This window comes from Streptomyces sp. SYP-A7185 (assembly GCF_046103685.1).
Lineage (GTDB): Bacteria > Actinomycetota > Actinomycetes > Streptomycetales > Streptomycetaceae > Streptomyces.
The window spans coordinates 1,047,364-1,060,526 of the sequence record NZ_CP122310.1 but is presented as its reverse complement, the minus strand read 5'-3'; the positions used below and the strand labels follow the sequence as shown (position 1 = coordinate 1,060,526).

Genomic DNA, 13,163 nt, shown 5'->3' with positions numbered 1-13,163 from the left:
GAACGCCGCCGACGCCGCGCACTCCCTGTCCGCGCCGAAGGGATCATGGAACGATACGCTCCTGCGATGCGCCTGATACCCGACGATCCGTTCCCCGAGGTCGGCAGCCCGTACACCACCTGCGCAAGTGCGGACGGCCGCTGGATCGCCGTGAGTTGTCAGGCGAGCGGTCGTGGCGGCCTTGGCCGGATCGTCGTCTACAGAGCGAGCGATCTGGCCCTGTGGGACCAGATCATGCTGGAGCAGGGCGTCGAAGGGCTCGCCTTCCATCCCGCCGTGTCCGTGCTCGCCGTGGGCACGGAGGACGGCGACGAGTTCGACCGCCGGGGCGGGCTGCACCTGTACGAGCCGGAAACCCGGCGCCGGACCGACGTGGCCGTCGCCGAGGCCGGCGTCACCGCCCTGCGGTGGCGGGACGCGCGTCGCCTGGAGGTGACGTTCGCGCGGCCCGTCCTCGACTTCGAGGACCTGGGGCGGGAGACGTACACGCGATCCGTGGCCGAGTGCGACGACTGGCACGACGTCACCGCCGACACGCTCGCGGCACTGGTTTCCGGGCCGCGAAAGCCGGTCGACGTCGACTGGAGCGCCGTCAAAGGACCGGACATCGACCACCCTCGGCGCTACCTCGCCGATGTCGCCGCCCAGCAGGGCCGGGCCTGGACGCGGCGGCGCGGGGCGGAGGTCGTGGAGCTGCTGCGGGACGGCCGGATACTGGCCGCTCCGTACGGTGAGGTCCTGCTGGAGTGCTGGTCACCGGAGGGCACCCTGCTGTGGTCCGTGCCGGTGCCCGACGATCGGTGGCAGCGCAGCGGCTGCCGGCTGTACGTCACCCCGGACGAGGAGAGCGTGTGGATCACCGTCCTCGAAGGTGACAGCGGCGACCGGCGCACCCTGCTGCGTCGCTTCGCCCTCGCCGACGGCGAGCAACTGGCCGAGCTCCGCCTCGACTTCCCGGTGGCCATCGCCCGGCGCACGGATGGTGCCTGGGTGGCACGGGACTCCCGAGAGCTGTTCCCCGGGCCGCGCTGGCCGCCGTACGAGAGCGTCGTCCTCACGCCCTCCGGGCGGCAGCTGGCCACCCTGGCCTTGGGGGAGAGCGACAGTTCCTACGACTTTCCGGTACGACGCTCGCCCCACCTGCTGTTCCTCTACGGCGTCGGCGGCGGGGAGGTGCCGACGGAGATACTGCAAAAGTGGGTCGTGCGGGCGGATCCGGAGGGGATCGAGCGGCTGTTCCCGTTCGCCTGGGACGACTCCCTCGGCCCTCACCTGATCGGTGGCCCCGCCGTGTACGTCGACGACGAGGCCGGCCCCGGTCTCATCCACACCTGCACGGCGCGCGACGGCACCCACCTCGTACGCCGTGCCTACCCGAGCGGCGCCGTGATCTGGGCGCACCGCTTCGACGCGCGGGTCCCCGGGGTCGACGCGCACGCCGGCCTCGTGCACGCCGTGACCGGAGCCGGAGCCTGCGAACTGCTCACGCTACGAGCAACGGAGGGCACGGAGGTACGTCGCAGACCGCTCACCCTCGGCGGCCACACCTACACCCCGACCAGCCTGAGCACGGGCCCGAACGGAGACCTGGTGATAGGCACGGCGGAGGGACGCCTGATCAGCATGCAGTCGGATGGGCGAGAGTAGAGCGAGCCTCACGCACGATCACCCCCGAGACCCTCGAAGTGATCCACGAGGGCGTTCAGCACGCGGGCAAGCTTCTGCGCATGAGCGATAGCGGCGGGCAGCCCAGGACGGGGTTCCGTTCCCAGCTTCATCCTGGCTTCGCCGATGTACGCGAGAGCGCACGCACGGGGAACGGCATCCTCGGCAAGGCTCCGGGCTGCCGACTCCACCTCCGGGATGGTCAGCATGATGTGGCCTCGAAGCGTCAAGGTGGGGGCGTCGAGTTCTTCGGGGGCAGGCACGTCGGCCGCCTCCCCGATCAGCCGACGGGCGGTCGCGCGCAGGGTCACGACGTCAAGCGGAATCGGGCAGCGCCCCGGACCCGGGATTCTCTCCGGACCCGGACGTGGGTGTTCAGTGCTGCGGGAGACAGCGGGACGGCGCGCCATGGTCGGCTCCTGGCTGGTCGGCTAGCCGCCGGAGCACGCTGCTGGGGCCCGGCGGTCCTGCGTTCGCCGCTCTGCGGCAGGTGACGTCGAGTACCTGGCCAGCGGCAGCGCTCGACGTCACCTCAAACTGCTTGCGGCAGCTACGCGGGCTACTGCTGCAGGGGCCTCACCGGGTGGTGGGATTCGGACACCCGGCGGTAGCGGACACACCGCAGAGCGACCATGGCGATGACGAACGCGACCCATTCCGGGGCCTGCGGGGACTCGTGGATCAGCCAGAACAAGGCCGCGGCGATGACGAGGTCCGGGATGTCGGGCCGCCGGTACTCGATCCCCGAGCCTTTCCAGCTCTGTGATTCCATTCGGACATGCTCCTCATGGGGGCGACAGGGCGCTGACCTGCGCTTCTAGCGCCGAATCCGCGTGGATTGATAGGGCTGTATCGACTACGCCCCCCAAGGCGAATCGACAATGGCTGAATATGTGCGCTGTTGGTACCCCTCGGGCATGAGAGACGGGCCGCCGGTTGCGGGGCAGCGGTCGGCGCATTCCTCGCGGCGACGATATGGAAGACGATCTACCAGAACACGTCATGCAGGGCGGGAGGCCCCGTAGATCGATCACGACTCGATACGCGGCCTAGTAGAGGCATTGAGAGATCACATCCTCCGTCGCTGCCGAAGCGCGCCAACAGCAGGTCGGTGGCGGGCTTCCCGGGCCACTGCACGGAGAGACTGGTGGAGGGGCTCATGGGGAGGTGATATCGAGGTGCGGCCTCGCCGCACCTGCGAACGCCCCCTGCGCCTGCATCACTGCGCTGAGATCTGTGTTCCAGTCAAATTGGGGTAGGCCAGCGTCCCTTACCCATCCTTCAGCACACATGGACAGATTCACACACGCACGCTCCACTGTGTGCGCTGCGTTAGCCACTTCTTGCGGACCGTATAGCTCGATCACTGCCAACGTATCCCGCATACGTCTCAAGGTCTCGCTGATCTCGGCTTCCATGCGAGACCCATTCCGCCGGTAGCGGCGGCATCGCCGAACGCCGCCATGCTCGGCAACCCGCTCCCTCTCGAAGTTGAGATGGAAGGTCTGATCCCTCAACTCCAGCGTCAGGGCTAGGAACGCGGAGCAGGCCGCCCCTCTCCCTCCACGCACCCACTGCATGTGAGCGGTGTCCGCCTGATGCTTCGCTGCCGCCCGGGAGGCATCAGCTTGGGCTCGGGCGCTGCGAGCTTGTGCAAGTGCTCCAGCAAAGCCGAAGGCACCGCCGATCGCTGCGCCAGCCAACGCGGATAAGACTTCATTCATGCCGAACGATGTTGCCGCACGGCGACGGCATCGGGGCAAGGTTCGCCAAGGAGCAACCGCGGCAGGTGATGGTGAGCACCTGGCCGGCGCGCGTGCTCGCCGTCAGCACTCGGGCAGGACGGCGGACATCCGCATGCACGCCGGGTCGACCTCGAAGCCGAGGGTCCGGTAGAGACCGGCGGAGCCGCCCTTGGCGTACACCTCGAACAGAGTGCAGCCCCGGTCGCGGCACCAGTCGACCAGGGCTGACGTGACGGCCGTAGCGTACCCGCGCCGCCGGTAGGCGGGCTCGGTGGCTACCGCGTGGACCCGCCCGGCCAGCCCCTTCGGGTAGCGGGGGCCGGGCAAGACCCGGTAGGCCATACCGAGAGCCGAGGAGACCAGGCCCCGGCCGTCGGGGGCGTCGATGACGAACGCGGCGAACAGCGGATCGTTGGTCAGCCGCTCGCGCAGGTCCTCTGTCAGGACCGCCGTCCAATGGGCATCCACCGGGCGGGACAGGAGCAGAGTGCTGCGCATGCGGACCAGCTCCGCCGCATCGTCGGCCTTCGCCCGTCGCAGGTCGGGCGTCATCGGTTGAGTACCCGGTCAGCGTGAGTGCAGATCACGACCTTTCAGCTCGCGAGGCTCAGGGCGTCGGCGAGTTGCCCGATGCCAGGGGTGTCGGCGGGCAGTGTTCGGTAGAGGGCGAGCGCTCGCGTACGGGTGAGGCCGCTTCGGTATGAGGCGGGCAGTTGCCCGTACGCGGAGGCGGCGAGGCGGGCGGCGCTGGCTCGGTCGCCGTCGTGTGCGTGGCAGGAGGCCGTGTCGATGGTGATGAGCGCGCGCGTCATCAGTGACGGGGCTCGGGACAGCGCCAGTGCCTCCTTCTGCGTCTCGTAGGCGCGCTCGGTCTGGCCCAGGATGGTGAGGGCCTGGCTCATGTGGACGTGGTGCTTTTGCATCGGGTAGCCGAACCAGGTGTCGGCGTGCTGCTGCGGGGAGAGCCGGTCGGCCAGCGTCTCGACGTCGGCGATGGCGGCGAGGGCCTTGTCATTGTCGCCGCTGACGGCGTAGGCGCGGGAGGCGACGGCGGCGGCGAGCGCGGCGGCGGCGCTGGGCTTGTCCCCGGCCAGGTGGCGGGCCTGGTCGGCGAGCTTGGCGGCGGCCTGCGGGGCGCCGAAGTTCAGCGGCACCATCGCCTCGCGCCCCAGCACCCATGCGTGCAGAAGCTGATCACCGGACTTCTTCGCGGCCCGGGTCGCGGTGGCGAACCACCGGTGGGACTCGTGATGCTGGCCGAGGTCGTGAAGGATGATCGCGACCATCCCGGCCATCTGCCCGGTCACGTGGGACAGCGTCGTACGGTCCTTGTCGGTGTGCCGTTGGGCCAGGAGGGGCTTGAGTTCGTCGAAGTCGTCGAGGATGTCGGCGAGGACTTCGTTGGGGGCCTGGCCGTGATAGCCGTAGCTGTACCGCTCGGCGGTGGATTCCCAGAACCCGAGGTCGGAGCTGTGGTCGGCGGCGAGGGCGGCGTCAAGGTCGTTGCGGGTGGTCGTTAAAGCGGCGAGCCCGGAACCTGCCAGACCGGCAGCGAGCGCGCCGCGCAGAGCGTCACGGCGCTTCATCGGATCGTCTCCATCCTCCGTGTGCCATTGGTGAGTTGGGGCGGGTTGTCTCTCCCATGGCCTTGCTGTCAAGCCTAAGTCCCGGCCCGGAATTCGCAGCCCGTCGGCGACTTTCTCCAGGCCCTGGAGGGTGGTCACGCTGCCGTCGCCCTTGGCCAGGCGGCTGACGCGCTCGGGCCGGATGCCGCACGCCTCGCCGATCCGGTTGAAGCTGATGCCCGCCTCGCTGTGAGCGAGGTCGAAGACGGTTCCGATGTCGCGGCGGGCGAGCGCTCCTACGACGCGGGGGTCGGTCCTGAGGGCGGCGGGAAGCGCCGCCGGTGACTTCGGAAGATCCATGATGTGACCCTCCGTCGACGGCGGCACCCCCCTCGTATGTACCCACCGTAGGGGCCCCTTCATGGGGTTACCGCCTGTTGCCCGCCGTTCTTAACTGACCGTGCTGCCCGATCTTCGGTGCCATCAACCTCCGTGCGAAGGGCGGCAGTTGGATGTGTCCGACTTGCGACCCTGCGGACGGTGATCTCTCATGCAATCCACCACGGCTCTTGGCCGAAGCCAAGGCCAAGTGACGGGCAGCACCGCGGCCGGCCGTGTGCTGGCGAGCACCTGTGACGCAGTCCCACTGGGGCGGGGTGGCAGGTCCGTGTGTCGTCACAGGGCGCCACGCGGCCGTGGAGGGCGATCACGCGGCCATCTCCTGGCGCATGCGGTCGAGGGCCATTGCGGCGGCGTCGCGCACCTCGGGCAGGCGATGTGCGGCGGTGCGGATGATGCGCTGCAACTGGTGCGGGAGGCGCTGGCGGACGGCTTCGCCGAGCGCGCCGTGAAGGCACACGGCGGCCCCCGAGGCGTCGTCGCCGAACAGTCGTACATCGGCGACGGTGACGAGCTCGATCACACGCCACTGCGGCGCCACGGTCATCGTCGGGGCGGGTGCGTGGTCGGCGAGCTGTATGGCGGCGCGGGTGCGGCCGGTGGCGATCAGGCCGCGCAGTCGGATCTCGTGCAGGGAGTACGGGTTGAACAGGCTGGTGTGCTCGGCGTGGTCCAGGAGCTGGTCGGTCTCGCGCAGGACAGCGTCGAAGAGGGGCCCGTCGTGGAGGGCTCCGGCGGCGCGGGCGAGCAGGGGCAGGACGGCGGCGCGAGCTTCTCGGTTGGGAGCGATGGCGGCAGCGTGTTGGAGACGTCGTACGGCGGCGCCGGTCAGGCGGGCTTTGCGCAGCTCGTTGCCGTGCATGCGCAGCACATTGGCAGTGAACGCGGGGTCGTCGAAGTAGCGGGCGATTTCCAGGCTTTTGGCGGTCCAGCGGGCTGCGGTGGGCAGGCGCTCTTCGGGCAGGACATTGCCAAGGGCGACGCCGAGGCCGACGCGGGCCTGGGCGAGCAGGCGCAGGACATCGCGCTCGGCATGGCCGTCCTCGACGCGGGCCTCCAGCCGCGCCACCAGCGGCCAGAGTTCGGCGACGGCTTCGGAGGCGTGTCCGGACTGGCGGGCGATCTCGGCGAGGCGGACGGCGGAGGCGCCGAACTGGAGCATGGCCCGGTGGTCGGTGTCGGCCGGGTCGGTGACGCCGAGGATGTGCGCGGGAAGGCGCAGGCGCTCGGCGACGTGACGGCGGGCGTCAGTGTCGTTGACGGAGCGCTTGCCCAGTTCCATCGCGGAGACGGTCGTCTTGTCGTAGCCGAGGAGGGTTCCCAGCTCGGTCTGGTTCAGGCCGTTCACGGCCCGGTAGAACCGCAGGATGGCGCCCAGATCACGGGTCGCCAGGACCGTTTGGGCCTGTGGGGTGGCCCAGTGCCACAACGCGTGGTGGGCCGAGGGACGCCGCGCCAGCTCGCCGCCCATGGCCGATCAGCCTTGGCGCCGGTACCAGGCGGCGATGGACTGCTTGTAGCCGTCGGGCATCGTCAGGCCGGGTACCTCGTCGGCGGCGAACAGGCCGATCTCCTTGTGCTCGTGGCTCAGGGCCGGTGCGGCGTCGGGGGTCAGGACGGTGCACCCGTAGGTGATGATCACCACGCGGCGTTCCGGCAGCGTCTCGGGAAGCGGCTGGTAGATCCACACGTCCAGCAGCGGCCCAGCTTTCACGCTCCATCCGGACTCTTCGCTGATCTCCCGCGCGACGGTGACCTCGGGGGTGGGGTCGTCCGTCTCCAGGCGGCCGCCGGGCAGCTCCCACTCCTTACGCTCATTCTTCAGCAGCAGCACGCGCCCCCGTGTGTCCAGGGCGACGCCCTTGACGGAGACGGGCCAGGTGGGCGGTACGTACGCCATCGCAGTCCTCGAAAGTCGCGGCCGGTCGCGGGTGTTCGGAACGTAGCACGCCGTCACCAACTCGCCGCTGACGTGGGCGAATTGCCCGAGTCGACAATCTGTCGCTTTACCCGTCGGCCGATCACTCCGAACAGTTGGTGCACCACCACCTTGATGCGAAGGAGTTCCGCGATGCGCCATGCCTCCGCCCACCCAGGTGACGTGTTCGCCCGCCATCGCATCGACCCCCACCGGCCCGGCGCACCTGCGCGCATCGCGGCCCAGCTGCGCGAACACGGCCTGGTCACGGTCACCGGCCTTGCCTCGCGCACGGACGTCCTGGCACTGGCCAGCCGCATCATGACCGTCACCGAGCACCGGGATTCCGACTCCGACGGCATCACCACGATCCGCGACACCGGCCACCACGCCCACCGGGCAGGGTTCGCCGGGTTCGGTCACGGTGCCCTGGACCCGCACACCGAGCGCTCCGGAATCCCGTGCCCGCCGCGCCTGATGCTCCTGGTGTGCGGGCAGGTCGCCCAGGCGGGCGGGGAGTGCGTGCTCGTCGACGGCCGCGCCGTGCACGCCGACCTGACGGCCGTCTCGCACGAAGCGGTCACCGCGCTGGCGCAGCCGCGCAGCGCCTACTTCGGCGCCGGGGACGGGCACCCCAGCCAGGTCTTCACCGCCCACGCCGACCACACCATAGCGATGCGACTGCGCCTTGACGGGCTGGCCCGCTTCAGCCCGATCGTGCAGCCCTACCTGCCGCAGCTGCGGGCCGCGGTCACCCGCCACAAGGCCACGGTGCGGCTGGAGCCGGGGCAGGGCTATCTGCTGGACAACCGCCGCTGGCTGCACGCACGGACCGCGTTCACCGGCGACCGCGTGTGCTGGCGCGCGCTGGGACAGCCCCGCTTCCCGATGCCTGACGGCTTCACCCCCGACCCCGTGAGTGCCCTCCAGCGGCTCCCTTCCATCGCCGGGGCCGAGCGATGAGCCGCCACCGGTTACACGTCGACGGCGACTGCGTCGCGGCCGTGACGTGGTGGTCGGTGATCGCGGCCGGGCTCGCGCTGCTGGGCGTGAGCGTCCACCACGACGTGACCACCGAGGTCGCCCCCGCATCGGTGTCCGCCCCGGACACCGTGCCGGACGAGTCCGGCAGCGCCTAGAACGCTTCGGCCCCGGTAGCGCACCACCGCCGGAGGCCGGAGCCACCACCCGGCCGCGAGGTACCGCCCGCGGCAGGTGACGAGGAGCACCTGCGCCGGCCGGGTGCTCCGCGTCACCTCACAGACCGCCCTGCCCGGCACTGTGCCGCGTACGGCCCGCCAGCCGGGTCGGGGCTTGTTCCATCCATCCGAGAGAGAAGAGGAAGCGATGCGTACCACCGCCAAGGACAAGTCCGGGGACGTCTTCAACCTGGACGTGATCGTGACGACTGACAGCGCCGACCCGGATGAGGGCTGCGACACGAACGACGGCTGCGACCCCACCTGCGCCTCCTCCTGCAACAGCAGCGTCTGACGCGGTCCGTCACCGGCGGGGTCGGGCAAGCCCGGCCCCGCCGCACGCTCCACTGCCCGCTCGCTCTTCGCCTGGAGGAACGTCATGACGCCGCTGTACCGGCATACCGGGGTCGCCCTGCTGCGGTCCACGGCCATGCCGCTCACCAAGGCCCCAGCCCGCTGGCCCGACCTCGGCGACGAGGCCGACTGCCGCAGCTGGCTGTGCGAGGTATGGGCGCGGCCCGGTCTGCCCGACGTGATCGAACAGGCAAGTCCCGCGCTCGCCGCACGCGTCGGCACCATCTTGGACGGCCGCGCCGTGACCGGGCGCGGTGTCCGCCGCGCGGCGTCGGCCATCATGCGCTACCTGCTGCGGGCCACCGGCCGCCCTACTCCCTTTGGCCTGTTCGCCGGGGTCGCCCCCGTGACGGTGGGCGACGGCGCCCACGTCGTCTGGGGCGACGAGCACCGGCCCGTGGTACGTGTCGGCGCCGAGTGGCTGGCCAGCATCGTGGAACGGCTGGAAGGTTGCCCGGAGTTGCTGGACCGTCTGGAGGTGGTGTTCAGCAACGCCGCCGTACGGCGCGGCAGTCGGCTGGAGGCACCGCACGGCCCGAACCGGGTGACCATCAGCCACACCAGCGCCGTGCAGGCCGTATGGGACGCGATGACGGCCCCCGCCCGCTTCGGGGCGGTCCGCGACAAGGTCGCCGAGGAGTTCCCCGGCACCCCGCGTGAGCGGGTCCACGGCATGCTCGCCGAGCTCGTACGGCGCGGCTTCCTGATCACCTGCCTGCGTGCCCCGTTCACCGTCACCGACCCTTTGGCCCATGTCCTGGACCGTCTGCACGAAGCCGGAGCCCCGGCGATCACTCCGGTGGTCCCTCTGCTGCGGACGCTGGAGGCCGTCCACGCCGATGTCCGCCACCACAACGATGAGGCCACCAGCATTGCGGGACAGGCCCGGCTGCGCGCCGACCTCACCCGCCAGATGCGGGAGGTCTCCGAGGCCGGGCGCACCCCGCTGTCCATGGACCTGCGGCTTGACTGCCACGTGACGATCCCCGCCGCCGTGGCCGGGGAGCTGGAGCAGGCCGCGAGCATCCTTGCCCGGCTGACCCGCACGCCCACCGGACAACCTGCCTGGCGGGCTTTCCACGCGGCGTTCCTGGACCGGTACGGCACCGCAACGCCCGTGCCGCTGCTGGAGGTCCTCGACCCGGACACCGGGCTGGGATACCCGCCCGGCTACCCCGGCAGCACCCAGCCCGCGCCGACGGGCGAGGGGCCCGGGGAGCGGGACGAACGGCTCCTGGCCCTGGCCTGGCAGGCCCTCGCCGACGGCAGCCGCGAGATCGTCCTGACCGAGGAGACCATCACGCCGCTGGCCGGACCCGTCAGCTCGGACGCGCGGCGCATCCCGCCGCACGTCGAGGTGTCCGCCCGCATCCACGCCACCAGCACACAGGCCCTGGAGCGCGGGCAGTTCACGCTCACCGTCGCGCCCGCCCGCGCGGCGGGCACCCTCACCTCACGGTTCACCGCGACCGCTTCCGGCTCCGGCCTGGAAGAGGTCTACCGGTCTGCGCCGACCGCCACCGCCGGGGCGCTGCCCGTGCAGCTGTCCTTCCCGCCGCTGTACGCCCACGCCGAGAACGTGTGCCGTGTGCCCGCCTACCTGGACCACGTCCTGCCGCTCGGCGAGCACCGCGGCTTGTGCTCCGCAGCACCTGGCCGGCGCACGTGCTCTACAGCACACGGGAAGGACGAGGTAGTGCCCGAACTGCTCGCACTGGAAGACCTCGCGGTGACCGCGACCGGCACTGCGCTGCACCTGGTCAGCGTCTCCCGGGGCCGAGTGGTCGAACCGCAGGTCTTCCACGCCCTGGCCCTGGAGAAGCAGCCCCCGGCACTGGCACGGTTCCTCGCCCACCTGCCCCGCGCCTTCACCGCCGGATGGCACGAATTCGACTGGGGCCCGCACACCCAGCGCCTCCCGTATCTGCCACGGGTCCGCCACGGCCGCACGATCCTCGCCCCGGCCCGCTGGTACCTCACCGCCGCCGACCTGCCCGGCGCGAGCGCCGAGGGCGAGGCATGGGCCGGGGCGCTGGACCGGTGGCGCCGCCGGTGGCATCTGCCCACGGTGGTGGAGCTGCGCGACGCGGACCGCACGCTGCGCCTCAACCTCGACGAACGGGCCCACACCGCGCTCCTGCGCTCCCACCTGGCCCGTCACGAGTCGGCCCAGCTCACGGAGAACGCCCCGGCGACCGAGTACGGGTGGATGGGCGGCCACGCCCACGAGATCGCCCTGCCCCTGGTCACCACCCGCCCCCCTGCCCCGGCGCCGCTGCCCGCCGCGTCGTTGGTGACGGTCGGCCGCTACCGTGAGCAGCTGCCCGCAGCACCGGGGGCGGCGTGGCTGTACGCGAGGATTCCCGCCCACCCGGAACGGCAGTCCGAGATCCTCGCCGACTACCTGCCCGGCCTGCTGGCCACCCTGGACGGCGACCCGGCCTGGTGGTTCGTGCGCTACCGCAGCCCTCACGAAGCCGATCACCTGCGGCTGCGTATCCGCACCGGCCGGGGCGAGTTCGCGGCGCACGCGGCAGCCGTCAGCCGGTGGGCCGCAGCCCTGCGCGAGCACGGCATGTCCGCTGGCCTCACCCTCGACACCTACCGCCCCGAGACCGGCCGCTACGGCGGCCCCGAGGCCATGGAGGCCGCCGAGGCGGTGTTCTGCGCCGACTCCCACGCCGTCGCCGTCCAGCTCCGCTACCAGCCGCACCGGGACGAGTTCGACCCGGCCGCATTGGTCGCGCTCGACATGGTCGACATCTGCCGGGGCCTGCTCGGCAGTCACGAAGCGGTTCTGCGGTGGCTGGCCGCCCGGCCCGCGCCGGACGTCGTCGTGGACCGCACGATCGCCGCCCAGGTGACCGGCGCGGCCGGCACCGGGCAGTGGGGCGATCTGGGCCGGTGGCCCGAGCCGGTGTCCAAGGCACGGCAGGACCGTGCGAGCGCGCTGGATACCTACCGGCGTGCTCTGCCCTGTGGGGTGGACGTGGGGGCGGTGCTGGAGTCGCTGCTGCACATGCACCACAACCGGGCACTCGGCATCGACCGGGACCGCGAACGGGCCTGCCGTCGCATGGCCCGCCAAGCTGCCCTCACCGCGCGCGCCCTCCAGGCCGGGGCACCCCGGTGAAGGCGGCCACCGCACTCGCGCCCGTCTCCACCGAGGCGGGGCCGTGGTGGCACCAGTCCCTGGGCACCGGGGCGCCGGGCATCGCGCTGCGCCACATCGCCAACGCCCGCACTGGTGCGGGTGCGTGGGAGACAGCGCACCGGTGGGCGGCCGCCATGACCCGCCACCCGGTGAACGCCCACTCCGAGGTGGCCGGGCTCTTCCGGGGCGCCCCGGCCGTCGCCTTCGCCCTGCACACCGCCGACCACCCCGCCTACGCCCACGCTCTGACCGGCCTGGACCGCACGGTCAACGTCCTGGTCCGCGAACGCCTCGCACGCGCCCACCAGCGCATCGACACCGGACACCCCGCACCGCTGCGGGAGTTCGACCTCATCAGGGGCCTGACCGGTCTCGGGATCTACCTCCTGCACCGCCGCCCCAGCTGGCACCTACTGCGCGACGTCCTCGCCTACCTCGTACGCCTGGCCGAACCCCTGGACGGCGGGCAGATGCCGGGATGGTGGAGCGGTGACGGCCCCGAGGGGAGACCGTCGGACCAGTGGCCGCACGGGCACATCAACTTCGGGCTCGCCCACGGCATCGCCGGGCCCCTCGCGCTGCTCGCCGCAGCCCAGCGCCGAGCCATCGTCGTGACCGGCCAGGCGGAGGCGGTCAGCCGGATCATGGACGTCCTGGACCAGTGGCAGCAGGGCGAAGGCGCCACGGCGTGGTGGCCGGGCCTGATCACCCCCGCCCAGTGGCAGGCGGGCACGGCAACGAGCAGCGGCCCGCAACGCCCCTCGTGGTGCTACGGCACACCCGGCCTCGCCCGAGCCCAACAAGTCGCCGCCCTGGCCCTGGGCGACCCCGCACGCCAACAACGAGCTGAACGGGCACTCGCGGCGTGCATACGCGACGAGAAGCAGTTGTCGCAGCTCACGGCCGCCTCTGTGTGTCACGGCTGGGCCGGGCTCATACAGACCGTGCACCGGGCAGCCGCCGACGACTCCACCGGCGAACTCGCCGTCCTGCTCCCCGACGTGCACGCCCGCATGGGCCACTACCTCGACGTGCACGGCCTCCCGGAGCACGGTGGCCTCCTCGAAGGCGCCGACGGCATCCACCTGGCCAGCGCGAGCGTCAACACGCCGCCCGCCACCGACTGGGACGCCTGCCTCCTCCTGAACGGCTGACCCGTGCGGA

At 71.4% G+C, this 13,163-nt stretch carries 12 protein-coding genes; 6 read left to right on the top strand and 6 right to left on the bottom strand.

Going from position 1 to position 13,163, the window contains the following annotated elements; genetic code table 11:
* Positions 1-66 precede the first annotated feature (66 nt).
* The gene (locus QBL25_RS04525) at positions 67-1,647 is read left to right on the top strand and encodes a hypothetical protein (RefSeq protein WP_409055665.1); all 1,581 of its coding nucleotides are present in this window, start codon (positions 67-69) and stop codon (positions 1,645-1,647) included.
* 8 nt (positions 1,648-1,655) lie between these two features.
* On the opposite strand, the gene QBL25_RS04520 is transcribed toward QBL25_RS04525, so the two are convergent.
* From QBL25_RS04520 to QBL25_RS04495, 6 genes are all read right to left on the bottom strand, one after another.
* A complete protein-coding gene (locus QBL25_RS04520) occupies positions 1,656-1,976 on the bottom strand; it encodes a DUF6415 family natural product biosynthesis protein (RefSeq protein WP_409055664.1) in 321 nt (106 codons plus the stop codon).
* 248 nt (positions 1,977-2,224) lie between these two features.
* Positions 2,225-2,437, bottom strand: coding sequence for a hypothetical protein (locus tag QBL25_RS04515; protein ID WP_409055663.1), 213 nt, complete (start codon positions 2,435-2,437; stop codon positions 2,225-2,227).
* Between the two features lie 1,054 nt (positions 2,438-3,491).
* Positions 3,492-3,962, bottom strand: a complete 471-nt coding sequence (locus tag QBL25_RS04510; RefSeq protein ID WP_409055662.1) for a GNAT family N-acetyltransferase — start codon at positions 3,960-3,962, stop codon at positions 3,492-3,494.
* 41 nt (positions 3,963-4,003) lie between these two features.
* The gene (locus tag QBL25_RS04505; protein ID WP_409055661.1) at positions 4,004-5,335 is read right to left on the bottom strand and encodes a hypothetical protein; all 1,332 of its coding nucleotides are present in this window, start codon (positions 5,333-5,335) and stop codon (positions 4,004-4,006) included.
* 346 nt (positions 5,336-5,681) lie between these two features.
* Positions 5,682-6,845 carry a helix-turn-helix domain-containing protein gene (locus tag QBL25_RS04500; RefSeq protein WP_409055660.1) on the bottom strand — a complete coding sequence of 388 codons (1,164 nt, stop codon included), beginning with the start codon at positions 6,843-6,845 and terminating at the stop codon, positions 5,682-5,684.
* A gap of 6 nt (positions 6,846-6,851) precedes the next feature.
* The gene (locus QBL25_RS04495; protein ID WP_409055659.1) at positions 6,852-7,274 is read right to left on the bottom strand and encodes an NUDIX hydrolase; all 423 of its coding nucleotides are present in this window, start codon (positions 7,272-7,274) and stop codon (positions 6,852-6,854) included.
* Positions 7,275-7,445: 171 nt separating this feature from the next.
* Here QBL25_RS04495 and QBL25_RS04490 point away from each other — a divergent pair, with 171 nt between their 5' ends.
* The 5 genes from QBL25_RS04490 (at position 7,446) to QBL25_RS04470 (ending at position 13,153) form a co-directional block, all read left to right on the top strand.
* Positions 7,446-8,255 carry a TauD/TfdA family dioxygenase gene (locus QBL25_RS04490; protein WP_409055658.1) on the top strand — a complete coding sequence of 270 codons (810 nt, stop codon included), beginning with the start codon at positions 7,446-7,448 and terminating at the stop codon, positions 8,253-8,255.
* The gene (locus QBL25_RS04485; protein ID WP_409055657.1) at positions 8,252-8,431 is read left to right on the top strand and encodes a hypothetical protein; all 180 of its coding nucleotides are present in this window, start codon (positions 8,252-8,254) and stop codon (positions 8,429-8,431) included. Before QBL25_RS04490 ends, QBL25_RS04485 begins: the two co-directional genes overlap by 4 nt.
* 208 nt (positions 8,432-8,639) lie before the next feature.
* The gene (locus QBL25_RS04480) at positions 8,640-8,786 is read left to right on the top strand and encodes a hypothetical protein (protein ID WP_398153808.1); all 147 of its coding nucleotides are present in this window, start codon (positions 8,640-8,642) and stop codon (positions 8,784-8,786) included.
* Between the two features lie 84 nt (positions 8,787-8,870).
* Positions 8,871-11,978, top strand: a complete 3,108-nt coding sequence (locus QBL25_RS04475) for a lantibiotic dehydratase (RefSeq protein ID WP_409055656.1) — start codon at positions 8,871-8,873, stop codon at positions 11,976-11,978.
* Positions 11,975-13,153, top strand: coding sequence for a lanthionine synthetase C family protein (locus QBL25_RS04470; protein ID WP_409055655.1), 1,179 nt, complete (start codon positions 11,975-11,977; stop codon positions 13,151-13,153). The genes QBL25_RS04475 and QBL25_RS04470 overlap by 4 nt, the downstream gene beginning before the upstream one ends.
* Positions 13,154-13,163 lie beyond the last annotated feature (10 nt).

Bases quoted from the DNA above. Each gene is read 5' to 3' on its own strand.
- QBL25_RS04505 (WP_409055661.1), bottom strand. From the start codon at position 5,335: ATGGATCTTCCGAAGTCACCGGCGGCGCTTCCCGCCGCCCTCAGGACC.
- QBL25_RS04475 (WP_409055656.1), top strand. From the start codon at position 8,871: ATGACGCCGCTGTACCGGCATACCGGGGTCGCCCTGCTGCGGTCCACG.
- QBL25_RS04525 (WP_409055665.1), top strand. From the start codon at position 67: ATGCGCCTGATACCCGACGATCCGTTCCCCGAGGTCGGCAGCCCGTAC.
- QBL25_RS04510 (WP_409055662.1), bottom strand. From the start codon at position 3,962: ATGACGCCCGACCTGCGACGGGCGAAGGCCGACGATGCGGCGGAGCTG.
- QBL25_RS04500 (WP_409055660.1), bottom strand. From the start codon at position 6,845: ATGGGCGGCGAGCTGGCGCGGCGTCCCTCGGCCCACCACGCGTTGTGG.
- QBL25_RS04480 (WP_398153808.1), top strand. From the start codon at position 8,640: ATGCGTACCACCGCCAAGGACAAGTCCGGGGACGTCTTCAACCTGGAC.
- QBL25_RS04485 (WP_409055657.1), top strand. From the start codon at position 8,252: ATGAGCCGCCACCGGTTACACGTCGACGGCGACTGCGTCGCGGCCGTG.
- QBL25_RS04495 (WP_409055659.1), bottom strand. From the start codon at position 7,274: ATGGCGTACGTACCGCCCACCTGGCCCGTCTCCGTCAAGGGCGTCGCC.
- QBL25_RS04515 (WP_409055663.1), bottom strand. From the start codon at position 2,437: ATGGAATCACAGAGCTGGAAAGGCTCGGGGATCGAGTACCGGCGGCCC.
- QBL25_RS04490 (WP_409055658.1), top strand. From the start codon at position 7,446: ATGCGCCATGCCTCCGCCCACCCAGGTGACGTGTTCGCCCGCCATCGC.